The organism is Nonomuraea sp. NPDC050227, from assembly GCF_044459705.1.
Taxonomy (GTDB): Bacteria; Actinomycetota; Actinomycetes; order Streptosporangiales; family Streptosporangiaceae; genus Nonomuraea.
On sequence record NZ_JBITJF010000008.1, the window covers coordinates 399567 to 425066 of the forward strand.

At 72.3% G+C, this 25500-nt stretch carries 22 protein-coding genes; 9 read left to right on the top strand and 13 right to left on the bottom strand.

Annotated features, from left to right (window positions below):
* Positions 1-37: 37 nt before the first annotated feature.
* The 3 genes from ACIBK9_RS30885 to ACIBK9_RS30895 are packed head-to-tail and all read left to right on the top strand — an operon-like array spanning position 38 to position 3908.
* The gene (locus ACIBK9_RS30885; RefSeq protein WP_358294276.1) at positions 38-2251 is read left to right on the top strand and encodes a molybdopterin cofactor-binding domain-containing protein; all 2214 of its coding nucleotides are present in this window, start codon (positions 38-40) and stop codon (positions 2249-2251) included.
* The gene (locus ACIBK9_RS30890) at positions 2235-2468 is read left to right on the top strand and encodes an EF-hand domain-containing protein (RefSeq protein ID WP_352323877.1); all 234 of its coding nucleotides are present in this window, start codon (positions 2235-2237) and stop codon (positions 2466-2468) included. The genes ACIBK9_RS30885 and ACIBK9_RS30890 overlap by 17 nt, the downstream gene beginning before the upstream one ends.
* Positions 2469-2528: 60 nt before the next feature.
* On the top strand, positions 2529-3908 hold the full coding sequence (locus ACIBK9_RS30895; protein WP_397162299.1) for an NCS2 family permease: 1380 nt from the start codon (positions 2529-2531) through the stop codon (positions 3906-3908).
* On the opposite strand, the gene ACIBK9_RS30900 is transcribed toward ACIBK9_RS30895, so the two are convergent.
* Positions 3905-4867: an excalibur calcium-binding domain-containing protein gene (locus ACIBK9_RS30900; protein ID WP_397162300.1), complete on the bottom strand. Its 963-nt coding sequence runs from the start codon at positions 4865-4867 to the stop codon at positions 3905-3907. The genes ACIBK9_RS30895 and ACIBK9_RS30900 overlap by 4 nt on opposite strands.
* A 166-nt stretch (positions 4868-5033) precedes the next feature.
* Here ACIBK9_RS30900 and ald point away from each other — a divergent pair, with 166 nt between their 5' ends.
* Positions 5034-6149, top strand: a complete 1116-nt coding sequence (gene ald / locus ACIBK9_RS30905; RefSeq protein ID WP_364332030.1) for an alanine dehydrogenase — start codon at positions 5034-5036, stop codon at positions 6147-6149.
* A 105-nt stretch (positions 6150-6254) separates the two neighbouring features.
* A complete protein-coding gene (locus ACIBK9_RS30910; RefSeq protein WP_387665967.1) occupies positions 6255-6749 on the top strand; it encodes an EF-hand domain-containing protein in 495 nt (164 codons plus the stop codon).
* Between the two features lie 67 nt (positions 6750-6816).
* Here ACIBK9_RS30910 and ACIBK9_RS30915 read toward each other — a convergent pair whose 3' ends face one another.
* The gene (locus ACIBK9_RS30915) at positions 6817-7518 is read right to left on the bottom strand and encodes a DUF3105 domain-containing protein (RefSeq protein ID WP_358302375.1); all 702 of its coding nucleotides are present in this window, start codon (positions 7516-7518) and stop codon (positions 6817-6819) included.
* A gap of 120 nt (positions 7519-7638) precedes the next feature.
* On the opposite strand from ACIBK9_RS30915, the gene ACIBK9_RS30920 reads away from it, so the two are divergent.
* Positions 7639-8292: a DUF305 domain-containing protein gene (locus ACIBK9_RS30920; protein ID WP_397162301.1), complete on the top strand. Its 654-nt coding sequence runs from the start codon at positions 7639-7641 to the stop codon at positions 8290-8292.
* A gap of 58 nt (positions 8293-8350) precedes the next feature.
* On the top strand, positions 8351-9772 hold the full coding sequence (locus ACIBK9_RS30925) for a phytoene desaturase family protein (protein WP_397162302.1): 1422 nt from the start codon (positions 8351-8353) through the stop codon (positions 9770-9772).
* 7 nt (positions 9773-9779) lie between these two features.
* Here the strand turns inward: ACIBK9_RS30925 and ACIBK9_RS30930 are convergent, their stop codons facing one another.
* From ACIBK9_RS30930 to ACIBK9_RS30955, 6 genes are all read right to left on the bottom strand, one after another.
* On the bottom strand, positions 9780-10829 hold the full coding sequence (locus ACIBK9_RS30930; protein WP_352353523.1) for a low specificity L-threonine aldolase: 1050 nt from the start codon (positions 10827-10829) through the stop codon (positions 9780-9782).
* Positions 10826-11455, bottom strand: a complete 630-nt coding sequence (locus ACIBK9_RS30935; RefSeq protein WP_397162303.1) for an SDR family NAD(P)-dependent oxidoreductase — start codon at positions 11453-11455, stop codon at positions 10826-10828. Before ACIBK9_RS30935 ends, ACIBK9_RS30930 begins: the two co-directional genes overlap by 4 nt.
* Positions 11452-13515, bottom strand: coding sequence for a DUF6421 family protein (locus ACIBK9_RS30940; protein WP_397162304.1), 2064 nt, complete (start codon positions 13513-13515; stop codon positions 11452-11454). The genes ACIBK9_RS30935 and ACIBK9_RS30940 overlap by 4 nt, the downstream gene beginning before the upstream one ends.
* 70 nt (positions 13516-13585) lie before the next feature.
* Complete coding sequence (locus ACIBK9_RS30945) at positions 13586-14242, bottom strand: response regulator transcription factor (RefSeq protein WP_125630960.1); 657 nt, start codon at positions 14240-14242, stop codon at positions 13586-13588.
* 70 nt (positions 14243-14312) lie between these two features.
* The gene (locus tag ACIBK9_RS30950) at positions 14313-16031 is read right to left on the bottom strand and encodes a serine/threonine protein kinase (RefSeq protein WP_397162349.1); all 1719 of its coding nucleotides are present in this window, start codon (positions 16029-16031) and stop codon (positions 14313-14315) included.
* Complete coding sequence (locus tag ACIBK9_RS30955) at positions 16031-17506, bottom strand: hypothetical protein (RefSeq protein WP_397162305.1); 1476 nt, start codon at positions 17504-17506, stop codon at positions 16031-16033. The genes ACIBK9_RS30950 and ACIBK9_RS30955 overlap by 1 nt, the downstream gene beginning before the upstream one ends.
* A 102-nt stretch (positions 17507-17608) precedes the next feature.
* Between ACIBK9_RS30955 and ACIBK9_RS30960 the strand changes: the two genes are divergently transcribed.
* On the top strand, positions 17609-19600 hold the full coding sequence (locus ACIBK9_RS30960; RefSeq protein ID WP_397162306.1) for a hydantoinase/oxoprolinase family protein: 1992 nt from the start codon (positions 17609-17611) through the stop codon (positions 19598-19600).
* Entirely contained in the window at positions 19597-21282 is a 1686-nt protein-coding gene (locus tag ACIBK9_RS30965; protein WP_397162307.1) for a hydantoinase B/oxoprolinase family protein, read from the top strand. Before ACIBK9_RS30960 ends, ACIBK9_RS30965 begins: the two co-directional genes overlap by 4 nt.
* On the opposite strand, the gene ACIBK9_RS30970 is transcribed toward ACIBK9_RS30965, so the two are convergent.
* The 5 genes from ACIBK9_RS30970 to ACIBK9_RS30990 are packed head-to-tail and all read right to left on the bottom strand — an operon-like array spanning position 21248 to position 25303.
* Positions 21248-21865 carry a Uma2 family endonuclease gene (locus ACIBK9_RS30970; RefSeq protein ID WP_397162308.1) on the bottom strand — a complete coding sequence of 206 codons (618 nt, stop codon included), beginning with the start codon at positions 21863-21865 and terminating at the stop codon, positions 21248-21250. The genes ACIBK9_RS30965 and ACIBK9_RS30970 overlap by 35 nt on opposite strands.
* 21 nt (positions 21866-21886) lie before the next feature.
* Positions 21887-22525 (bottom strand): adenosylcobinamide amidohydrolase, encoded by a 639-nt coding sequence (locus ACIBK9_RS30975; protein WP_397162309.1) that lies wholly within the window; start codon positions 22523-22525, stop codon positions 21887-21889.
* A complete protein-coding gene (locus ACIBK9_RS30980; protein ID WP_387665940.1) occupies positions 22522-23298 on the bottom strand; it encodes an ABC transporter ATP-binding protein in 777 nt (258 codons plus the stop codon). Before ACIBK9_RS30980 ends, ACIBK9_RS30975 begins: the two co-directional genes overlap by 4 nt.
* Positions 23295-24344 carry a FecCD family ABC transporter permease gene (locus tag ACIBK9_RS30985; protein ID WP_397162310.1) on the bottom strand — a complete coding sequence of 350 codons (1050 nt, stop codon included), beginning with the start codon at positions 24342-24344 and terminating at the stop codon, positions 23295-23297. Before ACIBK9_RS30985 ends, ACIBK9_RS30980 begins: the two co-directional genes overlap by 4 nt.
* 2 nt (positions 24345-24346) lie before the next feature.
* Positions 24347-25303 carry an ABC transporter substrate-binding protein gene (locus tag ACIBK9_RS30990; protein ID WP_397162311.1) on the bottom strand — a complete coding sequence of 319 codons (957 nt, stop codon included), beginning with the start codon at positions 25301-25303 and terminating at the stop codon, positions 24347-24349.
* Between the last annotated feature and the right edge of the window lie 197 nt (positions 25304-25500).

Genomic DNA, 25500 nt, shown 5'->3' on the forward strand with positions numbered 1-25500 from the left:
ATAGGAGGCCGGGCCGGGCCGGTGCTCTACTCGGAGGATGACGGAGACGGTCCACTCCACCAGGTCCGAAGGCGTCGGCGGGGCCGAGGGGGTCGGCACGAGCGCGCGGCGGCCGGACGCGACGCTGAAGGTGACCGGCGAGTTCGCCTACGCCTCCGACCTGTGGCTCGACGGCATGGTGTGGGGCGTGACGCTGCGCAGCCCGCACCCGTCGGCCTGGATCCGGTCGATCGACGTGGGCCCGGCGCTGCGCATGCCGGGCGTGCTGGCCGTCCTGACGCACGAGGACGTGCCCGGCGAGAAGTTCTACGGGCTCGACCACAAGGACCAGCCCGTGCTGGCCATCGACCAGGTCCGCCACCAGGGCGAGCCGGTGGCGCTGGTGGCCGCCGACCACCCGGAGACCGCGCGCAGGGCGGCGCGGGCCATCGTGGTCGACTACGAGCCGCGCCCGGCGGTGACCGATCCGCGCGAGTCGCGCGAGTACGTCAGGCGCCAGCCGGTGCGCAAGGGCGACACGTTCGAGGCGGAGGTCGTCGTCACCGGCGAGTACGAGGTCGGCATGCAGGACCAGGCGTTCCTCGGCCCGGAGTCGGGTCTCGCGGTCCCGGCCGAGGACGGCGGCGTGGACCTGTACATCGCCACCCAATGGCTGCACGTGGACCGCGACCAGCTCGCCCCCTGCCTGGGCCTGCCGCCGGAGAAGGTCCGGCTGACGCTGTCGGGCGTCGGCGGCGCGTTCGGCGCCCGCGAGGACCTGTCGATGCAGGTGCACGCGTGCATGCTGGCCCTGCGCCTGAACCGCCCCGTCAAGATCGTCTACGGCCGCGAGGAGTCGTTCTTCGGCCACGTGCACCGCCATCCGGCCCTGATGCGCTACGAGCACGGCGCGACCCGCGACGGCAGGCTGGTCTACGTCAAGGCCGACATCCTGCTGGACGGCGGCGCGTACTGCTCCTCCTCCCCCGCCGTGGTCGGCAACGCCGCCTCGCTGGGGGCCGGGCCGTACGAGGTGCCGAACGTGTGGATCGACGCCGCGGGCGTCTACACCAACAACCCGCCGTGCGGGGCGATGCGCGGGTTCGGCGCGGTGCAGGCGTGTTACGCCTACGAGTCGCAGATGGACCGGCTGGCCGAGGCGTGCGGCCTGTCGCCGGTCGAGATCCGGGCGCGCAACGCCGTCTCCCAGGGCTCGGCGCTGGCGACCGGCCAGGTGATCGACTCCCCCGCGCCGCTGGCCGGCATGTTGCGCGAGCTGGAGGCCATGCCGCTGCCCGCCCCGCGGACGGGGGCGGACCTGCGCGCGCTGCCGGGCGGCGTCTCGCAGACCACGCACGGCGAGTCGGTGCGGCGCGGGATCGGCTACGGCGTCGGCATCAAGAACATCTGCTTCTCCGAGGGCTTCGACGACTACTCCACGGCCCGGGTGCGGGCCGAGCTGGTCGGCGGCGAGCCGCGGGTCACCGTGCACACCGCCGCCGCCGAGGTGGGCCAGGGCCTGGTCACGGTCCAGGCCCAGATCGCACGGACCGAGCTGGGCATCGAGGACGTGACCGTGGCGACCGCCGACACCGCCGTGGGCTCGGCGGGCTCGTCGTCGGCCTCGCGGCAGTCCTACGTGACGGGCGGCGCGGTCAAGGCCGCCTGCGAGGCGGTGCGCGAGCGGTTCGAGGGGCTGCCGCCGCGGGAGGCGCTGGCCAGGTTCGGGCCGATCGAGGAGACCCGCGAGTACCGGCACCGGCCCACGAAGCCGATGGACCCGGTGACCGGGCAGGGCGACTCGCACACGCAGCTCGCGCTGTGCGTGCACCGCGCGGTGGTGGACGTGGACGTCGAGCTGGGGCTGGTCAAGGTGGTGGAGCTGGCCGCGGTGCAGGACGTGGGCAAGATCATGAACCCGCAGGCGCTGGAGGGCCAGATCCACGGCGGCACGGCCCAGGGCCTCGGGCTGGCGCTCATGGAGGAGATCCAGGTGCGCGACGGCCGCGTGCTGAACCCGTCGTTCACCGACTACCTGATCCCCACCATGCTCGACATGCCGCCCATGCAGCTGAAAATCCTGGAAAATCCGGACCCGTCCGCGCCGTACGGCCTCCGCGGCGCCGGCGAGCCGCCCACGCTCTCCTCCACCCCCGCCGTCGCCGCCGCCGTGCGCGCCGCGACCGGGCTCCGGTTGACTCGCGTTCCGATCAGGCCGGAAGATATCGCCTTGTCCAATCACGGGGAGGTATCCGATGGCAAGCGGTCGTGAAGCCGCCGAGGCGGAGTTCAGTCGCTTCGACACCGACGGCGACGGTCTGCTGACCGCGGCCGAGATCAGGCAGGCCAACGAGGCGCTGGGGGTCCACGGCGCCTCCGAGGAGGAGATCGAGGCGTTCATCAACGCCGCCGACACCGACGGCGACGGCCGGATCGGCCTGGAGGAGTTCGTCGGCCTGGTCGGCCACGGGCGGCACGAGAAGGCGTGATCATGTCCCCCGCCGGGTAGGTGACCCGCACTCCCCTCGCCATGACGAGGGGGACGTGTGGTGCTCGACAGACTCTTCGAGCTGACCGGGCGGGGGACGACCGTCGGACGCGAGGTCCGCGGCGGCCTGACCACTTTCATGGCGATGGCCTACATCATCCTGCTCAACCCGATCATCCTGGCCGGCGCGAAGGACGTCACCGGCGCCCGGCTGTCCATCGCCGAGCTGACCACCTCGACCGCGCTGGCGGCCGCGCTGTCCACCCTGCTCATGGCGTTCGTCGGCAACGCGCCGTTCGCGCTGGCCGCCGGGCTCGGGCTGAACGCGGTGGTCGCCTACCAGGCCGCGCCGCACATGACCTGGCCGCAGGCGATGGGCCTGGTCGTGCTGGAGGGCGCGGTCATCATCGTCCTGGCGGTCACCGGCCTGCGCACCCTGATCATGAACGCGATCCCGCTGGCGCTCAAGCACGCGATCAGCGTCGGGATCGGCCTGTTCATCGCTTTGATCGGCCTGGTGGACGCCGGTTTCGTCGCCCGGGGCACCGGCACCCCCGTGCAGCTCGGCGCGACCGGCCATCTCACCGGCTGGCCGGTCACGCTGTTCTGCTTCGGCCTGCTGCTGATGATCGTCCTGTACGTGCGCAGGACCCCGGCCGCCATCCTCATCAGCATCGCGGTCACCGCGGTCCTGGCCGTCGTGGTCAACGCGCTGGTGCCGGTCCCCGCCAAGGAGTGGGGGGTGGTCGTGCCGCACATGCCCGAGTCGCTGGTCGCGGCGCCGAGTTTCGGGCTGGTGTGGCAGTTCGACCTGTTCGGCGGGTTCGCCAGGGCGGGCGCGCTGACCGCGACCGTGGTGCTGTTCACGCTGGTGCTGTCGGGCTTCTTCGACGCGATGGGCACGATCATCGGCGTCAGCGACGAGGCCGGGCTCGTGGACCAGGTCGGGCGGGTGCCGCGGCTGGGCCGCATCCTGACCGTCGACGGCGTCGCGGGCATGATCGGCGGCTCGGTCAGCGCCTCGGCCAACACCGTGTTCGTCGAGTCGGCCGCCGGTGTGGGCGAGGGCGCGCGCACCGGTCTGGCCAGCGTCGTGACCGGGGCGCTGCTCGGGCTGACGCTGCTGTTCACGCCGATCGCCGCGGTGGTGCCGGCGGCCGCGGCGGCGCCCGCGCTGGTGCTGGTCGGGGCGCTGATGATGACGCAGTCCAAGAACGTGCCCTGGACCGACATCGAGCTGGCCGTGCCGGCGTTCCTGACGATCGCGCTGATGCCGTTCACGTACTCGATCACGAACGGGGTGGGGGCAGGGGTGATCTCGTACACGCTGATCAAGGCGGCCCGGGGGAAGTTCGCGGAGATCCCGTGGCTGTTGTGGGCCGTCTCGCTGGTCTTCCTGGCCTACTTCGGCATCGACGCCCTCCGGGCCCTGTTCGGTTAGCGGATGTCAGCGCTGTTGCAGGCCACGCCGTTGTGGTCGAGGTCGGGATACCAGGAGTACTCCTCATGCCGTCCGCGCGTGTAGGGGCCGTCGCCGGCGGCCTGGGCCTCCTTGCAGCTCGCGTACCGCTTGTCGGGGACGCGAGCGACGCCCGCGGGGGCGGTCGTGCCGGTGGTCGCGGTGCCCTGGCCGGTGTCCGTGGGCTGCTGCGGCTGCTGGTTCGGCTGCTGGTTCGGCTGCTGCTGGTTCGTGGGTTGCTGGTTCGTGGGCTGCTGCTGGTCCGTCGGCTGCTGGGGCTGCTGGTCGGTGCCCGGCTGGGACGACTGCGGCTGCGCGGGCTGGGACGGCTGGGACGGCGGCGTGCCGAGCATCCGGACCACCAGCGCGTCGGCCTCCTCCTTGGTGAAGCCCGCGATGCTCAGGCTGTCGCCGTCCATGCTCTGGGTGACGACCGGCGCGGCCAGGACCGTCTTCGGCGTCTGCTCGCCTTCGGGCGCCAGCACGATCGCGACCTGCCGCTGCGTGGGCTGAAGCTCGTCGATGAGCCGCACCAGCCGGTCCTTGAAGACGGGCGCGACCGCGATGCGCACCGAGTAGGAGTTGTCGGTGCCGCGGACGGCCTCGATCCGCTGCACGGCGCCGACCGTGACGCCGTCCTCCAGGAGGTAACAGGTGGTCTGCTGCTCGTCGAGCACGGCCGGGTCGCCCGGACAGGGCGCGGTCTTGGTCTCCTTGACCGGCGCGAAGTGGATGGGGATGGCCAGGCGCTGCGGCGGCGCGCCGCCGAGGAGCGGGCTGTCGGGGCTCTTGGTCATCAGGACGGCGACCGTGCCGAGCACGCCCGCCACGACGACGACGAGCACCAGCGAGACGGTCAGCACGATGGTGGTGAGGCGGCTGGCCTTCGGCTCCTCCGGCTCTTCCGGCTCCGCGGGAGGCGCCTCTACCGGTCTGTCCATCGTTGACGACCCCATCCTGACGTTCGGGCTGCCGGTGAGCTTATCGAGGACGGGCAGCAGCGGGGTAATCAGCCGAAAAATCCTCACCTATCTGTGAGATCGGAGGAAAAATGGAAATGAGAACGCAGGTTGTCGGCAACTTTCCACGCGAACGAGGGATGACCCCATGAAGGTCGGAGTTCCCCGCGAGGTCAAGAACAGCGAATACCGCGTCGCACTCACCCCCGCGGGCGTCCACGAACTGGTACGCCACGGGCACCAGGTCCACGTCGAGCGGCAGGCGGGCCTCGGCTCGGCCATCCCGGACGAGGACTACGCCGCGGCGGGCGCCGTCATCGCGCCGCACGCCGACGAGGTGTGGGCCACGTGCGACCTGATCATGAAGGTGAAGGAGCCGGTGGCCGAGGAGTACCACCGGATGCGCAAGGGCCAGATCCTGTTCACCTATCTCCACCTGGCCGCCTCGGGCCCGCTGACCAGGGCCCTGCTCGACTCGGGCGTCACGTCCATCGCCTACGAGACCGTGCAGAACAGGGACGGCTCGCTGCCCCTGCTCGCCCCGATGTCGGAGGTGGCCGGACGGCTGGCGCCGCAGGTCGGCGCGTACCACCTGATGCGCTCGCAGGGCGGCAGGGGCGTGCTCATGGGCGGCGTGTCCGGCGTGCGGGCGGCGAACGTCGTGGTGATCGGCGCCGGGGTGTCCGGCATGAACGCCGCCGCCATCGCGCTCGGCATGCAGGCCGAGGTGCTGCTCCTCGACCGCAACATCGACAAGCTGCGCCAGGCGGACATGATCTACCAGGGCCACTGCCAGACGGTCGCGTCGAACACCCTGGAGATCGAGAAGGCCGTGCTGGAGGCCGACCTGGTCATCGGCGCGGTGCTGGTGCCGGGGGCCAAGGCGCCCATGCTGGTCACCGACGACCTGGTGAGCCGGATGAAGCCGGGCTCGGTGCTGGTGGACATCTCGATCGACCAGGGCGGCTGCTTCGAGGGCTCGCGGCCGACCACGCACGCCGAGCCGACGTACCGGGTGCACGAGTCGGTCTTCTACTGCGTGGCCAACATGCCGGGCGCGGTGCCGCACACCTCGACGTTCGCGCTGACCAACGTGACGTTGCCGTACGCGCTGGCCGTCGCGGGCAAGGGGTGGCGCGAGGCGGTCCGCACGGACGCCGCCCTGGCCGCGGGCGTGAGCACCCACGAGGGACGCCTGACCAGCCGCCCGGTGGCCGAGGCGCACGGCCTGGAGTGGTCACCGCTGGAGGAGGCGCTGACCTGAGCCGCGGGCCCGGTCGCGTGGAACGGGACCGGGCCTTGGCCGTCACGGATCCGCGCGTTACGGTGAGTCGCGAGACCATGACGATCCGTGACGACGGAGGCTTGGATGGATCCGGTGCTCCTGCGCGGCAGCGCGGAACGCAACTTCGACGACCTCGACACCGACGGCGACGGCTTCCTGACCAAGGACGACTACCTCGCGCTGGCCCGCCACCGCATCCGGCGGGCCGGCGCGCGGCCGGACAGCCCCGAGGGCGAGAAGGTCGTGGCGGCGTTCCTCGACACCTGGGACGTCCACGTGCACGCCCTCGACGCCGACCACGACGGCCGGATCAGCAGGGAGGAGTACGTCGAGTCCTTCCAGGCGCTGGTGCGCACGGGCGCGCTCGACGGCGTGCTGAACCCCATGTTCCGCGCCACCTTCGACCTCGCCGACCACGACGGCGACGGCGAGCTCACCGCCGCGGAGTTCCGCACGCTGTGGAACCGCGACGACGGGCTCTCGGCCGCCTTCCAGCGCGCCGACGCCGACGGCGACGGCCGCATCTCCTTCGAGGAGTACGCCCGCCTGCGCCGCGGCCTGCTCGTCGGCGAGCTCTAGCACGAGCCCCCGGACACACGTCGAGGGCCCGGCCGGAGCCGGGCCCTCGACGTGTCGCGAAGGGGAGTTACTTGGACTGGCTGGGCGAGGGCGCCAGCGTCTCCATCGGGGTGTTGCCCGTCGGCGCGGGCGGCAGCGGGGCCTGGTCGGACGTGGTGGTGATGGCGTCCTGGCCGCCGCAGATGGCGCCCGGCTCGGGGGTGTCACGGCCGTTCTGGTACTTCTTGATGAAGGCCGGGAGCTTGGGGTCGGACGGGTCCTGGAGCTTGAGCTGGTGGCCCCACGTCGAGGCGACGATCGGCGCCGGCAGGCCCGGGTAGGGGCTGACCAGCATGTAGTCCTGCTGGCCGGTGGAGGTGGCCACGTCCTTCAGCGCGTCGAGCTGCGCCTTGGGCAGGTCGGGGCGGTAGGTGATCCAGACCGCGCCGTGCTCCAGCGAGTGCACCGCGTGCTCGTTGTGGATCGGCTTGTCGTAGACCGCGCACTGCTGCCAGTAGTTGTTGTGCTCGCCGCCGACGGGCGGGGTCTCCTTGTAGGTGACCGTCTTGGCGACGTGCTGGCCGGCCTCGTACTTGTAGTTGGTCACCGCGTCGAGCGAGGTCGCGCGCGCCTGGTTGACCAGGTAGATGCCGACCACGCCGACGAGGAGCACGACGATGAGACCGCCCGTCCCCCACATGAGCAGTGCGGCGCGGCGTTGTTTGCGCTGCTGCTCGGCCCGCATCTTCTGCAGATGCTCGCGCCGCGCCTGCGCCTTCTCCTTCGTCATCGTCCCTCCATCGGCGTACCTGACTTCGGTCACCCTATGCCCTACCGGCGTATGCGGAGAATAAGAGGCGCATAAGCGTCGGATCACAGCTTGCGCGGGGATGGGTACGCTGGACTGGCCATGGAAAAGCCCGCCAGAAAACCCGTTCTGATCGTCTGCGCCGTGCTGGTGCTCCTCGCCGCGGCGTTCCTGCTGTTCGGCCGCGACTCCACGCCCGGGGACTCCTCGCCCGAAGCCGGGTTCGCCCGCGACATGGCCACGCATCACGCGCAGGCCGTGGAGATGGCGTTCGTCATCCGGGACAAGGGCCCGGCCAAGGAGATCAGGAACCTCGCCTTCGACATCATCACCACGCAGTCCAACCAGCGCGGCATGTTCCAGGGCTGGTTGCAGCAGTGGGGCCTCGACCAGGCGACCGACCAGCGCCCGATGGCCTGGATGGCGGGCCACGGCCACGGCGCCACGCCCGCGACCGCGGGCACGGCGCCGGGCACGGCTGCGGGCGCGATGCCCGGCATGGCCTCGCCGCAGGAGCTGGCCAAGCTCAAAGAGCTGCAGGGCGTCCAGGCCGAGGTGCTGTTCCTGCAGCTCATGATCCGCCACCACGAGGGCGGCGTGGAGATGGCCGAGGGGCTGCTCAAGCTGTCCAAGCGGGACGAGGTGGCCGGCATGGCCCAGAAGATCGTCCAGGGGCAGAGCGGTGAGATCAAGCTGATGACCGACCTGCTCAAGCAGCGGGGCGCGCAGCCGTACCCGTCGATCCTGGCCTCCTGAACCCCCGCGCGGGGCGGCGTGAGAGGCTGGAGCCCCGGAGCGCGGAAGGGCGGGCGCCATGGTCACGGCAAGGGCTGAGACGGTCGTCGTGGGGTCGGGCCCCAATGGGCTGATCGCCGCGGTCATGCTGGCCCGCGCCGGGCGCGAGGTGCTGCTGCTGGAGGCGGCCGACCGGTTCGGCGGCGGGCTGCGCTCCGGCGAGCTGACGCTGCCCGGCCGGGTGCACGACCTGGGCGCCACCGTGATGGCGATGGCGCTGGCCTCGCCGGCGATGCGGGCGCTCGGCCTCAAGGGGGTCGAGTTCGCCCATCCGCCAGTGGCCGCGGCCCATCCGCTCGACGACCGTCCGGCCGTGCTGCTGCACCGCGACGCGGCCCGTACGGCCGAAGGGCTCGGCAGGGACGGCCGGGTCTGGCAGGCGACCGCGGGGGCGGCGGCGCGGGCCGGGTTCCCGCTCATGGAGGTGCTGCTCAGCCCGCTCGGGCCGTGGCGGGCCGGGCCGCGCACGTTCGCGCGGGCGGCCGGGTTCGGGGCCGCGGCCGCGCTGCCGGCCACGACGTTCGGCCGCGGGGCGCTGCGCACCGTCGAGGGGCGGGCGCTGCTGGCCGGGCTGGCCGCGCACTCCATGCTGGACCTGCGCTCCCCCGTCAGCGCCGGTTACGGGCTGGTGCTCGGGGCGCTGGCCCACCTGGTGGGCTGGCCGGTCGTGCGCGGCGGCTCGCAGGTGCTGGCCGACGCCCTGGTGGCCGAGCTGCGGTCGCTGGGCGGCGAGGCGGTGACCGGCCACCGGGTCGAGCGGCTCGACGAGCTCGACGCCCGGACGGTGGTGCTCGACGTGACGCCCCGGCAGTTCCTCGCGATGGCCGACCTGCCCGCCGGTTACCGCCGCGGCCTGCGCCGCTACCGGTACGGGCCCGGTGTCTTCAAGCTGGACTGGGCGCTCGACGGCCCGGTGCCCTGGCGTGACCCGGAGGTCGCGCGGGCCGGGACCGTGCACCTGGGCGGGACGCTGGAGGAGATCGCGCTCGCCGAGGCGGAGGTCGCCGCCGGACGGCACTCGCCCCGCCCGTACGTGCTGGTCGTGCAGCCGTACGCGGCCGATCCGACCAGGGGCGGGCACACGCTGTGGGCCTACTGCCACGTCCCCAACGGCTCGGCGGCGGACATGACGGACGCCGTCGAGGCCCAGATCGAGCGGTACGCGCCCGGCTTCCGCGACCGGGTGCTGGCCAGGCACGCCACCGGCCCCGCCGCCCTGGAGGCGGGCAACCCCAACCTGGTCGGCGGCGACATCGGCGGCGGGCTGAACGACCTGGTCCAGCTCGTGCGGCGGCCGGTCTGGTCGGCCGCGCCGTGGCGCACCCCGCTGCCGGGGGTGTTCCTCTGCTCGTCCTCGACGCCGCCGGGGCCCGGCGTGCACGGGATGGGCGGCTGGCAGGCCGCCCGCCTGGCCACGCAGGCGGAGCGGCACGCCTCCTGACCGCCGGTCAGGCTCGCATCTCCTCGGCGACCGCCGCCGCGAACGCGTCGACGTCCGCCTCGGTGGTGTCGAAGGCGCACATCCAGCGCACCTCGCCGGTCGCCTCGTTCCAGGTGTAGAACCGGAAGCGCTTCTGCAGCCGCTCGGTGACGTCCGCCGGCAGGATCGCGAAGACCGCGTTGGCCTCCACGGGCCGGGGCAGCGTGACGCCCGGGATGCGCCCCACGGCCTCGGCCAGCCGCCGCCCCATGGCGTTGGCCTGCCGCGCGTTGCGCAGCCACAGGTCGCCCGAGAGCAGCGCCTCGAACTGCGCCGAGACGAACCGCATCTTGGACGACAGCTGCATGAACGTCTTGCGGATGTAGTCGACGCCGGTGGCCGCCGACGGGTTGAGCACCACGACGGCCTCGCCGTACAGCAGGCCGATCTTGGTGCCGCCGAAGGAGAGCACGTCCACGCCCGCGTCGGTGGTCAGGGCCCGCATCGGCACGTCGAGCGCGGCCGCGGCGTTGGTCAGCCGCGAGCCGTCGAGGTGGACGAGCAGGCCGAGCTCGTGCGCGTGGGCGCAGATCGCGGCGATCTCCTCGGGCGTGTAGACGGTGCCCCACTCCGTGGTGTTGGAGATGGACACCACCTTGGGCTGGGCCCGGTGCACGTCGCCGAAGCCCCACGCCTGGCGGTCGATCAGCTCGGGGGTGAGCTTGCCGTCGGGCGTGGGTACGGTGAGCAGCTTGATGCCGCCCGCCACCTCGGGGGCGCCGCCCTCGTCGGTGTGGATGTGGGCGCTCTCGGCGCAGATGACCGCCTCCCAGTGGGCGGTCATCGCGCGCAGCGAGACCACGTTGGCCGCCGTGCCGTTGAAGACCGGCCAGGCCCGCGCCCCGTCGCCGAAGTGCCGCTGGAAGACCTGCTGCAGCGCCTCGGTGTAGACGTCGTCGCCGTAGGCGATCTGGTGACCGCCGTTGGCCTGGACGATGGCCTGGAGGATCTCCGGGTGCACGCCGGCGTAGTTGTCGCTGGCGAACGCCTTGAGCTGGGGGTCGTGCCGGGGGATCAAGAAGTGAGGTCCAATCGGGTGCCGTTGATGTCTGCGGCGGGGCGGTCGTAGAGACCGGCGATCGCCGCCGCCAGGTCGCCGACGTCGGTGAAGCCGGGGAACTTCGCCTCCGGCTTGGCGGCCCTCATCGCGTCGTTGACCAGGGCCTTCACCACCAGTATGACCGCTGCCGCGTTCGTGCCGGACAGCGCGTCTGCCAGGGACAGCGTCCACGCCTCCGAGGCCGCCTTGGCCGCCGCGTAGGCCGCGCCGCCCGCCGTGGGCCGCTGGGCGGCCTTGGCGGAGATGATCACGAACCGGCCGTTGTCGCTCTTGCGCAGCAGCGGCTCGAAGGCCAGCGACACGTGCTGGAGCGTGCGGATCAGCAGGTCGTGCAGGGCGTCCCAGTCCTCCAGGCGGGTGTCGGCGAACGTGCGCGAGCCGCGCCAGCCGCCCACCAGGTGGACCACGCCGTCGACCCGGCCGTGCTCGGCGTCGATCCGGGCCGCGAGGTCCTGGACGGCCGCGCGGTCGAGCAGGTCGACGTCGTCCTTGTCGACCCCGATCACGGTGTGCCCCTGCTTGCGGAAGTGCTCGGAAACGGCTTCCCCGGTGGGGCCGCCGGCCCCCGTCACCAGGATGATCATGCGCGGATCCCCTTAGTCGACTCGACCACGTCTGTCAGCTTACGGCGCAGGGCCTCGTAGAACATGCTGAGCGGGAACTCGTCCGGCAGCACCGCGTCCACCTTGGCCTTCTGCTCCTCGGGCAGGGCCTGGACGCCCTTGGCCCACACCGAGCCGGGGGCCGGCGGCACGTACGCGCTGACCAGCTCGTGCGCGGCCAGCCAGTGGGCCAGCTTGGACCGGTCGATGCTGTCGCGGTACAACTTCTCGACCTCGCCCCGCAGGTCGGCCACGCCGTCCGCGACCCGCTCCCAGTCGATCGTGAGCCGGTTGTCGGTCCAGCGGACGATGTCGTTGCGGTGCAGGTACGCGAAGAGCAGCTGGCCGCCGAGCCCGTCGTAGTTGCGCACCCGGTCACCGGTGACCGGGAACCTGAACAGCCGGTCGAACAGGATGGCGAGCTGCACGTACCGGGCGTGCGGCACGCCCTTGCCCTCCAGCTCCACGGCCTCGCCGAACGCCGTCAGGTCGCAGCGCAGCTCCTCCAGCGAGTACAGCCAGTACGGCATCCGCTGCTTGATCATGAACGGGTCGAACGGCAGGTCGCCGTGGCTGTGCGTGCGGTCGTGGATCAGGTCCCACAGCACGAACGTGTCCTGGGCGAGCTGCTGGGAGTCCAGCAGGCGGGCGGCGTCCGGCGGCAGGTCGAGCCGGAGCGTGGCGGCGGCCGCCGCCGAGACCCGGCGGAACCGGGCGGACTCGCGGTCGGCGAAGATGCCGCCCCAGGTGAAGCGGGCCGGCGCCTGGCTTACCGCGACCGTCTCGGGGAACAGCACGGCCGAGTGGGTGTCGTAGCCGGAGGTGAAGTCCTCGAACGCGATCGGCACGAACATCGGGTTGTCGTAGCCGCCGGCCTCCAGCCGGGCCAGCCAGTCGGGCCAGATGGTGCGGATCCAGACGGCTTCGAGGTTGCGGCTGAGGTTGCCGTTCTGGGTGTACATGGGGAACACCACGACGTGCTCCAGGCCGTCCACGCGCTGGGTGTCGGGGTGGAAGAGGTCCAGGGCGCGCAGGAAGTCGGGCACGCCGAGGTCCTGCTCGGCCCAGGCGGCCAGGTCGTCCTGGACGGCCTGGAGGTAGGCGGCGTCATGGGGGAAGTAGGGCGCGATGTCGCCCACGCGGCGGCCGATCTCGGCGACCAGCGCCTTGGCCCGCTCCTTGTCCTCCGGCACCGAGCCGTCCTTGACCTGCAGCGGGCGCAGCTCCTCCACGGCCTCCTTGAGCCGGGCGAACAGCGCGGCCTTGGCCTCGTCCCGGGATCCGGCGGCCTCGTCGCCGCCGGGGACGCGGGCGGCCCAGGTGATCACGTTGCCCCAGAGCCTGCGGTGGTCGTAGTCCTCGATCGAGTCGTCGCCGAACAGGTCGGAGTCGGCGAACACGACGACCCGGCCCTTGCCGTGCCGCAGGGCGACGGCCAGCGGCGCGCCCGCCGGGTCGGCGGTGGCCGAGGTGGCGAACAGCACCGTCGCCTCCTCGGGGGCGGTCAGGACGCCCGAACGGTAGAAGCAGGCCCGCTGGACGCCGGCCAGCACGCCGTCGCCCGTGGCGCGCTCGGCGAGCACCCAGGTGGCGACCTCGCGGTGGGCGTTCCTCGGGTCGCGCACGGTCGTGTGACCGACGCCGACGCCGAAGCGGGCGAGCAGCTCGGCGACGTTGTTGCCGTACTTGTCCTGCTCCTCCTCGGCCAGCACCACGAGCCCGCCGCCCTCGGCCACGAACGACTCGACGGCGTCCAGCTCGTCGGCGGCGAAGACGGGGCTGCCGTGGCCGGTGGTGCGCTCCCACCGGTCGCCGGACGGGTGGGCGATCACCAGGACGTCCTGGCCGGACAGCGCCCCGGCCGTCAGGGCGCCTTCGGTGTGGGCGAGCACGTCGTGCCCCAGATGGCGCAGCGCGGCTGCCGCGCGCGCGTAGCTGTTGTCGTCGGGATGGGCGGGATTGATGGTCTCGGCGACCTCGCGGCGGATGGTCCACGACTCGCTGTGGGCCTCGTCGAACAGCACCCGGGGGAACGATGGCATGAAATATCTCCTGTTGCTACCGCCTTCTCACGGAAAATATACACATACGTACCCCCCTGTCCGTCAAACCTCAGGCCGCACCAGGGCGCACAACCCCTGATTCGTAGGCGAAGACGACCGCCTGGGCCCGGTCCCGCAGGCACAGTTTCATCAGCACCCTGGCCACGTGCGTCTTGACCGTGGCCTCGCCGACGTACAGGTCCCTGGCGATCTCGGCGTTCGTCAGCCCCCTGGCCAGCAGCCGCAGCACCTCCAGCTCGCGCGGCGTCAGCTCGGCCAGCATCGGCGAGGGCGTGGGGTCGGCGCGACCGGCGAACGTGGCGATGACCCGGCTGGTCACGGCCGGGTCGAGCAGCGCGTCGCCGGCGTGCACCACCCTGATCGCCTCCAGCAGCTGCTCGGGCGGCGACACCTTGAGCAGGAACCCGCTGGTGCCGGCGCGCAGCGCGGCGTAGAGGTTCTCGTCGGTGTCGAACGTCGTGAGCGTGATGACCTTGGGCGGCGAGGGCGTGTCCAGCAGCTCCTTGGCCGCGGCCAGCCCGTCGAGCCGAGGCATGGAGATGTCCATCAGGACGATGTCGGGTCTGGTGCGGCGGGCCACCGCGATGGCCTCGCGTCCGTCGCCGGCCTCGCCGACGACCTCCATGCCGGGGTCGCTCTCGACGACCATGCGCAACCCGGCCCTGACCATCGCCTGGTCGTCGGCGATGACGATTCGTATGCCCACAGGCGGAGGGTAGACGGCCGATGCCCGGCTTGGACACCCAGGTCAAGCCGGGCACAAGTCAGTTACAAGTCTACGAAGGGCGCACGCTCTGCCTGATGCGCGTCTGGACGGCGTCGTCGCAGGTGTTCTTGGCGCAGAAGTACATCACGAGCATGGTCTTGGGCTGACGGTCGATGACGTAGCTGACGAATCCGAGCCGGGTGCCGCCGGCCGGGTCGTGCAGCACGCCGTCGAAGCGGGTGGCCGGGCTGCTGCCCGCCTGGTCCTGGACCGGCTTGCCCAGGTCCACCTGGCCGGGCAGCAGGTTGTCCATCTTGCTCTTCATCTGCTCGGAGTCGCCGCCCGCGTCGAGGGTGTCGGAGACCTGGACGTACACCCCCACGGCGCTGTCGGGGTCGTCGGCGACGATCTGGGAGATCGCCGACCAGTCGGCGCCCGGACCGGCCACGAACAGCGACTCGAACTCGGTGGCGTGCGGCGAGGCCACGGCGAACAGGTCCTGGTGGGTGCGCGCGGTCCAGTCGCCGGGGTACTCGAAGGCCAGCGGGGCGGCGGCGCTGGCGGCGTAGCGCGACCAGGTGTCGCCGCGGTGGTTGAAGATGATCATCGCGACCAGCGTCAGCGCGGCCGCGGCGGCCACCAGGGTGACCGCCACGATCGGCAGCCGCCCCGGCCGCCTGGCCGGAGCCGTGGGATGGGTGGGGGCCGCGCGCCGGGAATGGTCCTCGTGCGGCCCCGAGGGCTGCCCCAGGCCGTGCGGGCCCGTGCCGGGCACCGCGTACGGGCTCTGCTGCGGTCCTGTCTGTGGGACGGCCTGAGGCCCCGTACGCGGGCCTGCCTGTGGACCCGCCGCCGCTCCCGGGACCGGCGCCGCGTGCGGGCCGGTGCGCGGGACGGCGTGCGGGACCAGATGGGGCCCCGACGGGTGCCGGCCGCCCGGCTCGGCCTCCTGGCCGCTGATCGCGTCGCGCAGCGCGGTCACGAACTCGACGCAGGTGGCGTAGCGCTGCTCGGGCGCCTTGGCCAGCGCGCGCGCCATCACGACGTCCACCTGCGGCGGCAGCTCGGGACGCAGCTGCGACAGCGGCGCGGGCTGCTCGGCCAGGTGCGCCCACAGCAGCGCGATGTCGTTCTCCCGCTGGAACGGCAGCCGCGCGCTCAGCGCCTCGTAGACCACGCAGGCCAGCGCGTACTGGTCGCACCGGCCGTCGATGTGCTCCTTGTTGATCTGCTCGGGCGACATGTACCGGGGCGTGCCGATGAACTGGTCGGTCTGGGTCAGGCCGGAGATCGACGAGCGGTGCTTGGTGATGCCGAAGTCGGTCAGGTAGACGTGGTCGCCGGCCAGCAGGATGTTGGCCGGTTTCACGTCGCGGTGGATCAGGTCGTGGGCGTGCGCGGCGTCGAGCGCGGCGGCCGTCTGGGCGAAGATCTGGCTGGCCTGGGCGAGCGGCAGCGGGCCCCGGTCGTAGATGAGCCGGCGCAGGTCGAGGCCGTCCACGTAGCGCATGGCGATGTAGAGCACGCCGTCGGCGTCGGCGTTGGCCTCGTAGATGGGGATGATGTTGGGGTGCTCGATGCTGGCGACCGTCCTGGACTCCAGGATGAAGCGCTGGCGGAACCTGTCGTCCACGGAGAGCACCGGGTTGAGGATCTTCAACGCCACGCGGCGGCTGAGCCGGGGGTCGAGCGCCAGGTAGACGACGGCCATGCCGCCCTTGCCGACGATGTCCTCGATGTAGTACCCGGCCACCTCCTGGCCGATGAGCGATCTGTCGTTCAATTGCATCACGTCTCGATGGGATGGCCGCAGTAGCCGCAGAAACGATGGGCCGGGCCGAGCCTCATGCCGCACGAGGTGCAGTACTTGACCGGCGGCGAGTCGGGGGCGGTCATCACCTGCTGCTGTTGCGGGACCGCCTGGAACGGCTGCGAGCGGCGCACGACGACGGTCTGGCTCGCGCCCTCGTCGAAGGGCGAGGGCACCGGCAGGGTCTCCGGCAGCTCGACCGGTCTCTCCGGGGCCCGCCGCCGCCACAGCAGGAACACCAGGCCGGCCCCGGCGATGAGCAGCAGCCCGCCCGCCACCAGGAACGGCCACAGCGGCGTGGAGCGCGACGGGGGCGCCGCCGCCTGCTTGGTGCCCTGGTCCTCGGGGCCGCCGCGCTTGGCCAGCGACGTCTTGAGCAGCGTGGCGGCCACCACGTTGCCGGGGTAGAGCTCCAGGACGCGCTGGAAGCCCGGCGCCGCCTCGGTGTAGTACCTGGTGTGGTAGCGGGTCAGCGCGGCCTCGAAGGCGGTGTCGATCGCGCCCCTGCGCGGCGCGACCTTGGCCGCGGCCAGGGTGGCGGTGATCTCCCTGACGCCCAGCATGGCGGCCGTCTTGCCGCCGCCGATGAGCATGCCGATGACGTGCCCGTCCTTGTCGCCGATCACCGGCGCGCCGGCCAGGCCCTGGTCGACCAGGGCGCCCAGCTTGACCGGCTCGTCCACCTTCTTCTCCGGGTCGGCGAACGGCCTGCCGGACACGCCGGCCTGCCCGCCCTTGGCCAGGTGGGCGATCTGCACGGTCTCCTGGACGCCGGGCCCCGGCCGGCCGAGGAAGCCTGCCACGTTGGTCGGCGAGCCCTCCTGCTCGGGCACCTTGTCGGCGAGCGGCGCGGTCGGCATGCCGACGCTGCCGGCGGCGGGCGTGAGCGGGACCAGCACGGCGGGCGTGTCGGGGGTCTTGCCGGCCTTGATGCACTTGTACTTCAGGCCCTGGCCGGGCGGCGAGACGTTGGTGAACACCGTGATGTCGGTGGTCACGTCGATGATGCAGGTGGCGGTGCTGGTCTTGGGCGGGTAGCACTCCTGCAGGTGGTGGTCGAGCAGGTCGTCCTTGAGCTTGTGCTTCTGGTAGTCGAGCGGGATCTTCACCTTGTGGTGCTCGGCGAAGATCTTGTTGGCGGCGTAGACGGCGACGTCATCGGGGTTGACGGCGTTGCGCCTGAGCGTGACGACGTCGCCCTCGGGGTTGACGACGGTCCCCGTGCCCGAGGCGAACGGGATGTCGTAGGAGCGCTCCACGTGTTTCAGCTCGCCGATGTGGTCGAGCAGGGTGATCTCCACATGGGACACCGCCTCCACCCGCACCACGGCCGGCGTCACCAGATCGGTGATCCCGCTGGGATGGTTGTGGGCCGCGGCGGGGAGAGCGGCGGGGATCGCGAGCAGCACGAGCGCCGCCGCCACGCCGCCCGCCAGAGCTGTGATGCGCGCCATCTTGGCTCCAAACACTGAATAGATCCAGGTTCCCAATCAGATGCCGTAAGTCAAGAGATCGATACATAGACAAGCGCTTGCTCGGGGATCTACCGTACCGGGATGGGGTTCGCGATCGGCGTCGACGTCGGCGGCACCTTCACCGACGTGGTCCTGAGCGGCCCCGGCGGGGTCACCGCCGTGGCCAAGTGTCTGAGCACCCACGACGACCCCATCGCGGGCATACTCACCGGCGTTACTCGCGCGCTCGGATCCGTGGACCCCGCCCGGGTCACCCGGGTCGTGCACGCCACCACGCTGGCGACCAACGCGGTGCTCGAACGCACCGGCGCGCGGGTGGCGTTCGTGACCACCCGGGGCTTCCGCGCCGCCGTCCCGCTCGGCCGTCACGCCCGCGTGGAGGAGGACCGGTACGACCTGCGCTTCACGCCGCCCCCTCCCCCGGTCGCGCCCGGCGACTGCTTCGAGGTGGACGAGCGCGTCTCGGCCCGCGGCGCCGTGCTCACCCCCCTGGACCCCGGCTCGGTACGGCGGGCCGCCGCGGAGATCGCCCGGCGCGGCATCACCTCGGCGGCCGTCTGCCTGCTGCACTCCTACGCCGAGCCCGCCCACGAACGGCGGACCGCGGCGATCCTGCGCGAGCACGTGCCGCACGTGGTGGCCTCCTGCGAGATCTGGCCCGAGATCCGCGAGTACGAGCGCGCCACCACCACCATCATGTCCGCCTACATCGGCCCGCTGATGACCTCCTACCTGTCGCGCCTGCGCGAGCGCCTGGCCGCGATCGGCATCGACGCGCCCGTGCACGTCATGGAGTCCGGCGGCGGGGTCGTCTCGGCCGAGCTGGCGGCCCGGCGCGCGGTGTCCACCATCGAGTCGGGCCCGGCCGCCGGGGTGCTGGCGGCGGCCGCGACCGGGCTGCCGGACGTGATCTCGTTCGACATGGGCGGCACGACGGCCAAGGCGTGCGTGGTGCGCGGGGGACGTCCGGAGATCACCCACGAGTTCCACGTGGGCGGCAAGGGCAGCTTCGGCGGCCGGCGGGCGGGCACCGGCGTGCCGATCAAGACGCCGGCCATCGACCTGGCCGAGGTCGGCGCGGGCGGGGGCAGCATCGCGTGGCTGGACCCGGCGGGCGCGCTGCGCGTCGGGCCCCGGTCGGCGGGCTCCTCCCCCGGTCCCGCCTGCTACGGGCTCGGCGGCGGCGAGCCGACGGTCACCGACGCCGACCTCGTGCTCGGCTATCTCTCCTCGGCCTCGATGCCGCTGTCGGCGCCGCTCGCGGCCAAGGCCGTGGACCGGCTGGCCGGGCCGCTCGGGGTGTCCCGGGAGGAGGCGGCGCACGCCGTGCACGAGATCGTCAACGCCTCGATGGCCGCGGCCGTGCACGTGGTGACGGTCCAGCGCGGGATCGACCCGCGGGGGTTCGCGCTGGTGGCGTTCGGCGGCGCGGGGCCGATGCACGCGGCCGGGGTGGCGCGGCGGTTCGGGATCGCGACGGTGGTGGTGCCCGCGTACTGCGGGGTGGCCTCGGCGGCCGGGCTGCTGGCGGGGGCGCTCTCGACGGACCGGGTGTTGTCGCGGCTGGACGCGGGCGACCCGGAGGAGGTCTTCGCCGCGCTGGCCGCCGACGCCGCCGCCGACCTGGGCGTCGCCCGGGTGCGGGTGGCCCGGTCGGTGGACGTGCGGTTCAAGGGCCAGTCGCACGACCTGACCGTGGACTGGGCGGAGTCGCGGGAGGAGCTGGCGTCGCGGTTCTTCGCGAAATATGCGCAGGTGTATGGGATTGTCCAGCAGGGGGAGATCGAGCTGGTCAGCTACCGCGTCCGCGTCACCGACGCCGCCACGCCCGCCGCGCCTGCCACGCCCGCCGCACCCGGGTCTGGTGGGGACGCGGAGAGCCGCAGGAGGGCGTACTTCCCCGAGGCCGGCGGGTGGCTCGACGTCCCCGTGCACACCCGGCGGACGCTGGACCGGGTGCGCGGCCCGGCGATCGTCGAGGACGCCGAGTCCACGATCGTCGTCCCGCCCGGCTGGCGGGCGGCGGCCGGCCCGTCGGGCGCGGTGCTCCTGACCCTGGAGGGCGCCGCGTGAACGACGCCCTGACCGCCGAGGTGCTGAGGAACGCGCTGGTCGTGGCCGCCGAGGAGGCCAGCATCGTGGTGGTGCGGTCGGCGTACTCGACGTTCATCGTGGAGGGCTCCGATGCCTCGGCGGCGATCCTGGACGCCGGGGGCCGCCTGGTCGCGCAGTCCATGGCGACCACGCTGATGAACAGCATGGCCCTGAAGGTCGCGCTGCCCGAGCTGCTGAAGGACGTCCCGCCGCACACCATGCGGCCCGGCGAGGCGTACGCGCTCAACGATGCCTACCGGGGCGGCGTGCACACCAACGACCTGCTGGTCTACCGGCCGGTGTTCGCCGGCGGGGTCCCGGCGTACTTCACCGCCACCATGATCCACGTCTCCGACCTGGGCGGGCTGTCGGCCGGCGGCATGGCGCCGCTGGCCACCGACATCTTCCTCGAAGGGCTCCAGCTCCCGCCGGTCCGCCTGGCCACCCGGGACGGCCTCGAACCGGCCGTGGAGGCCGTCCTGCGGGCCAACAGCCGCACGCCCGACAAGGTCATGGGCGACGTGCGGGCGCTGGTGGCCGGGACGGCGGTGGCCGCCGCCCGCGTGGAGGCCCTGATGGCCGAGTACGGCGTGGCGGGCCTGGCCGCGGGCGTCGAGGACTACCTGGACCACACCGAGACCAGGACCCGCGCGGCGCTGGCGGAGCTGCCCCGGGGACGGTTCGAGGCGTCGTACCCGATCGACGACGACGGGGTGCGGCCGGGGGTGGCGCACCACGTACGGGTCGCCGTCACGCTCGGCGGGGACGCGGCCGTCCTCGACTTCACCGGCACCGGGCCGCAGGTGCCCGCCGCGATCAACGCCTCGGCGTCGCAGTCGCTGGCGGCGGCCGTCTTCGCGGTGCGCTGCTTCCTGGACCCGACGATCCCGATGAACGACGGCTGCCTGCGCGCGATCGAGGTCGTCCTGCCGGAGGGCTCCCTGCTGAACGCCCGTTCGCCGTATCCGTGCGGCGGCCGGTACGTCCCCATCTACGCCGCCATGGAAGCGGTGTTCCAGGCGATGTCGGACGCGATGCCGGACCGCGCGATCGCGGCCAGCGGGATCCTCCAGCCGTTCTCGATCGCGGCGGTGGGCGCGCCGTACTGGATCCATCTGTCCTACGACTTCGGCGGGGTGGGCGCCCGGCAGGGGCTGGACGGGCCGGACGCGACGGGCGTGCACTTCGGCATCGGCCGCAACTCGGTGCCGCAGGCCGAGCCGGTGGAGAGCCGCTGCCCGCTGATCGTGGAGTCGGTCGGGACGATCGCCGACTCCGGCGGCCCCGGCCGCTTCCGGGGCGGGCTCGGCTCGCGTACCGTCTACCGCTTCCTGGCCGACTGCCACGTCACCACCCGCGGCGACCGCCTGCGCCTCCCGCCCCCGGGCCGGGACGGCGGCCTGCCCGGCAGGGTGGGCGGCTTCCACAAGCGCCACCTGGACGGGCGGGTGGAACGCCTGGCCTCGAAGGTCAACAACGTGCGGTTCGCGGCGGGCGAGGCGTTCGTCGTGGAGACCACGGGCGGCGGCGGCCTCGGCCCCCCGTCGGAAAGGGACCCGGCGGCGATCCTGGCCGACCTGGAGTCCGGCCACATCACCCCCGAAGGCGCCGCGACCGACTACGGCTTCAGTAGTCGACCAGTTCCTCGGGATCGAAGCTGACCGGGCAGGGTGACGACAGACTCACCATCGTGCCGGCCTTGTGGGCGACGGGTTCACGATAGGAGCCGCCGTCGAGCTCATACACGTAGAGAGAAGGCCCCTCATCGAGTTCGATGCGCCAGTATGCGGGGATTCCCGCAGCGGCGTAGGCGGCCGCCTTGTTGCCCCGGTCATGCGTCTTGGTGCTCGGACTGACCACCTCCACGGCCAGCAGGACGTCGGCGGCCTCGAAGACGAGCTTGACGTTTCTGGCCTTGTCTCTGGTGACGACGGCCAGATCCGGGATGAAGAGGTCTCTCTCCGAGGCTCGGACGTTGACGGTCGAGTACACCTTCAGCTGCGCCGGCAGGGCGCGGTGCAGGATCGTCTGAAGCAGGAAGATCGCATCCTGGTGCGGGGGGGTGGGGGCAGGACTCACTACCAGACTCCCGTTGAAGAGCTCGTAGCGGTTCCCGTCGTCGGGGAACCTGAGCAGGTCGTCGACTGTGAACGGCGGCGCGCCGGGAAGAACGGTGCGCCTCGTCGTCGGTTCGATCGCCAATGCGGTCACCCACTCAGTATCGGGAGTCACGCCCTTGTCCACATGCTACTTCCCCCAAAATCGTCACCTGTAGTCACCGGGGCGCCACGCCTCGGCGCCGCGGCGGACGGCGGTGTGGACGGCGCGGGCCGCGCGGGCGCCCCACTCCGAGCGGGGGCCGCCGAAGAGCTGCTCGGGGCCGTCTTGCGGCACCACCACGCAGACGGCGTCCGAGGCGGTGCCCGTGCAGGGGTAGCCGGCCTCGATCAGCGCCTGGGTCTTGGCCTCGGTGACCGTCATGACCAGGTTCACCAGGGCGGCGTCGGTCATGGCGACGGGCAGGACGGTGACGATGTTGACGGTGCCCGCCCGCATGGGGGCGAGTTCGGGGTCGGCGGCGCCCTCGGGGGCGGCGGCCCAGGTGGGGACGCGCAGCCCGACGGTGGCCACGGCCTCGGCTCCCCCGTCGGCGGCCCGCACGTACCGGTCGACGGAGGCGGCGGTCAGCATGCCGACGCCGGGGCCGGACGGGCCCAGCTCGACCAGGTGGTCCACCGGGTCCATGCGCGCGTAACCGGCCACGACCTGGGCGTTCAGCACCCATTCGCGGGGGCCGATGCCGCCGCCGAGCATGGCCGAGGAGATCATCCGGAAGCCGGGCCCGAACTCCCACAGCAGGGACCCCAGCCGGGCCCCCTCCTCCACGCGATAGGTCAGCTTCACGTCCCACCTCGCACCAGGTGCACCACGGGCCGCCCGTCGGGGCCCGGCTCGATCTTGACACGGGCGTCGAAGTGCCGTCCGATCAGCGCCTCGGTGAGCACCTGTTCGGGGCGGCCCGTGGCGGCGGCGTGGCCGTCGGCCAGCAGCATCAGGGAGTCGGCGTACAGGCCGGCGACGGTCAGGTCGTGCAGGGTGGTGACGACGGTCAGGCCGTCGGCGCGGCGCAGGCGGTCGACCAGTTCCAGCACCTGCTGCTGGTGGCCGAGGTCGAGCGCGGTGGTGGGCTCGTCGAGCAGCAGCACGGGGGCCTGCTGGGCCAGCGCCCTGGCCAGCACGACGCGCTGGCGCTCGCCGCCGGACAGCTCGCCGACGCGGCGTCCGGCGAAGGAGGTCAGGTCCAGCCGGTCCAGCACGGACCCGGTCACCTCGCGGTCGTGCCGGCTCTCCCGTCCCAGGTAGGGGATGTACGGCGTGCGCCCCAGCAGGGCGTAGTCGAAGACCGTCATGTCGGGCGGCAGGGCGGGCGTCTGCGGGGCGTAGGCCAGCAGCCTGGCGCGCTCGCGGGGCTTGAGCGCGGCGAGCGGGCGCTCGTCGAGCACGATCTCTCCCTGGTGCGGGACGATCGCGCCCATGACGGTCTTGAGCAGCGTGGACTTGCCCGCGCCGTTGGGCCCGATGATCGCCAGCCACTCGCCGCGCCGCACGTGCGCGTCGACGCCGGTCAGCACGTCGCGCTCGCCCAGGCGCACCGACAGGGCCCGTACGCCGATCACGTGGCCACCCGCCTGGTCATGCGCAGGACGCCGACGAAGAACGGCGCCCCGACGAACATCGTGACGACCCCGATGGGCAGCTCGGCCGGCGCGATCACGGTACGGGCGATGAGGTCGGCCGCCACGAGGAAGGCCGCGCCGCCGATCAGCGACAGCGGCAGCACGATCCGGTACGAGCCGCCCGCCAGCCGCCGGACGACGTGCGGCACGACCACGCCGACGAACCCGATGAGCCCGCTGACCGCCACGGCCGACGCGGTGGCCAGCGAGGCGGCCACGAGGACGGTCAGGCGCACCCGCCCGGCCCGTACGCCGAGGCTGCCGGCCTCCTCGTCGCCGACGCTGAGCACGTCCAGCATCCGGCCGTGCAGCAGGAGCAGGACGGAGGAGACCGCGGCGTACGGCAGCACCAGCAGGAGCTGGTCCCATCCGCCGCCGACGTCGCCGAGGATCCAGGAGTAGATGCGCTCCAGCTCCTCGACCTTGAGCTGCTGGACGAACGTCTGGATCGCGGTCAGGAACGACGTGACCGCGACCCCGGCCAGCACCAATGTCGCGGTGCCGCCACCGGTGCCGCCGCCGGAGCGGCCGGCCGCGTTGCCCAGCGTGTACGCCAGGAACACCCCGCCCACCGCCCCGGCGAAGGCGGCGACGGGGATGCTCGCGCTCGCGCCGGGCAGCAGCACGATGGCCAGCGTCGTGGCCAGCCCGGCGCCGGAGGCGGCCCCCAGCAGGTACGGGTCGGCCAGCGGGTTGCGGAACACGCCCTGGTACCCGGCGCCGGCCATGGCCAGCAGGCCGCCCACGACCGCGGCGACGAGCACCCTGGGCAGGCGCAGCTCGTACAGCAGGCCCTGCTCGACCGGCGCGAGGCCCGAGTCGGCCGAGACGAACGGCAACCAGTCCGCCACCTGGAGGACCACCTGCCACGGCGAGATGTCCGCCGCGCCGCCGAGCAGCCCGGCGACCATCGTGAGGGCCAGCACGGCGAGGGCGCCCGCCACCCAGACGGGACGCGCCCTCGACGGCTGCGCCTTGCCTGTCACGCTCAGCCCGCGCCGCCGGCCTTGGCCACGGCCGCGCCGATCGCCTGGGCCAGGTCCACGACGCGCGGGCCCCAGCGGGAGGCGAGGTCGTCGTCGAGCTGGATCACCTGGTCGTTCTTGACGGCCGAGAGGTTCTTCCAGCCGGGCCGCTTGACCAGCGTCTCCTTGCTCTGCTGGCAGCACTTGACGTCGGCCAGGAAGATCAGCGCGGGGTCGGCCTGGGCGACGAACTCGGCCGACAGCTTGGGGTAGCCGCCCGCCGCGTCCGGGGCCTGGTCGGCGATGTTGGTCAGCCCGAACATGCCGTAGACCTGGCCGATGAACGTCTTGGACGTGGCGGCGTACGGCGTCTGGTCCAGCTCGTGGTAGTAGGTGAGCTTCTTGTCCTTGGGGGCGTCGGCGGCCAGCTTGGCCATGGCCGCCTTCATGCCGGAGACGACCTCGTCGGCCTTGGCCTTGTTGCCGGTGGCCGCGCCGATCTCGCTGATCTCCTCGTACGCCTCCTCCAGCCCGGTGGCGGCCGGTTCGAGCAGGACGGGGACGTTCACCTTGGCCAGCTCGGCGACGATCTTGTCCTGGTCGTTGGAGAGGATGACCAGGTCGGGCTTCTTGGCGATGATCGCCTCGACGTTCGGCTTGAAGCCGGACAGGTCGCTCTTGGGCGCCTCCGGCGGGTAGTTCGACTGGTCGTCCACCGCGACGACCTGGGGGCCTGCGCCGACCGCGAACAGCGTCTCGGTGTGGGTGGCCGAGAGCGAGACGATGCGTTCGGGCTTCTTGGCGAGGGTGACCTTGCCGTTGCCCGCCTCGACGGTGACCGGGAAGTCCCCGGTGCTCGCCGCCGCGGTGGTAGGGGTGGGGGGTTCGGAGGGGGCGACATTGGCGCCGGTCTGGCCGCATCCGGCCAGGACGAGCGTTCCCAGCAGCGCGCCCGCGAAGGCCGTGCGTACGGGCCTCACGAGTAGTCCTTTCACACTGTCGGAACCGAGAGACCCGCGATGAGCGACGGATCACCCTTTTCCACGAGGGTTGATGACGTCGGCGCAGAGGCAGGCGACCTGGCTATGACAGTTGCGGGACAGCGCCGGAATCGCACCGGACTTCGCTGCAGCACTGCGCGTCGGACAAACGTTATCAATGCCCCAGACGTCCTCGA

Coding starts and splice junctions, on each gene's coding strand:
- ACIBK9_RS30950 (WP_397162349.1), bottom strand. CDS start 16,031: ATGCAATTGAACGACAGATCGCTCATCGGCCAGGAGGTGGCCGGGTAC.
- ACIBK9_RS30900 (WP_397162300.1), bottom strand. CDS start 4,867: ATGGACAGACCGGTAGAGGCGCCTCCCGCGGAGCCGGAAGAGCCGGAG.
- ACIBK9_RS30935 (WP_397162303.1), bottom strand. CDS start 11,455: ATGATCATCCTGGTGACGGGGGCCGGCGGCCCCACCGGGGAAGCCGTT.
- ACIBK9_RS30885 (WP_358294276.1), top strand. CDS start 38: ATGACGGAGACGGTCCACTCCACCAGGTCCGAAGGCGTCGGCGGGGCC.
- ald (WP_364332030.1), top strand. CDS start 5,034: ATGAAGGTCGGAGTTCCCCGCGAGGTCAAGAACAGCGAATACCGCGTC.
- ACIBK9_RS30910 (WP_387665967.1), top strand. CDS start 6,255: ATGGATCCGGTGCTCCTGCGCGGCAGCGCGGAACGCAACTTCGACGAC.
- ACIBK9_RS30920 (WP_397162301.1), top strand. CDS start 7,639: ATGGAAAAGCCCGCCAGAAAACCCGTTCTGATCGTCTGCGCCGTGCTG.
- ACIBK9_RS30915 (WP_358302375.1), bottom strand. CDS start 7,518: ATGACGAAGGAGAAGGCGCAGGCGCGGCGCGAGCATCTGCAGAAGATG.
- ACIBK9_RS30925 (WP_397162302.1), top strand. CDS start 8,351: ATGGTCACGGCAAGGGCTGAGACGGTCGTCGTGGGGTCGGGCCCCAAT.
- ACIBK9_RS30940 (WP_397162304.1), bottom strand. CDS start 13,515: ATGCCATCGTTCCCCCGGGTGCTGTTCGACGAGGCCCACAGCGAGTCG.
- ACIBK9_RS30960 (WP_397162306.1), top strand. CDS start 17,609: ATGGGGTTCGCGATCGGCGTCGACGTCGGCGGCACCTTCACCGACGTG.
- ACIBK9_RS30890 (WP_352323877.1), top strand. CDS start 2,235: ATGGCAAGCGGTCGTGAAGCCGCCGAGGCGGAGTTCAGTCGCTTCGAC.
- ACIBK9_RS30955 (WP_397162305.1), bottom strand. CDS start 17,506: ATGGCGCGCATCACAGCTCTGGCGGGCGGCGTGGCGGCGGCGCTCGTG.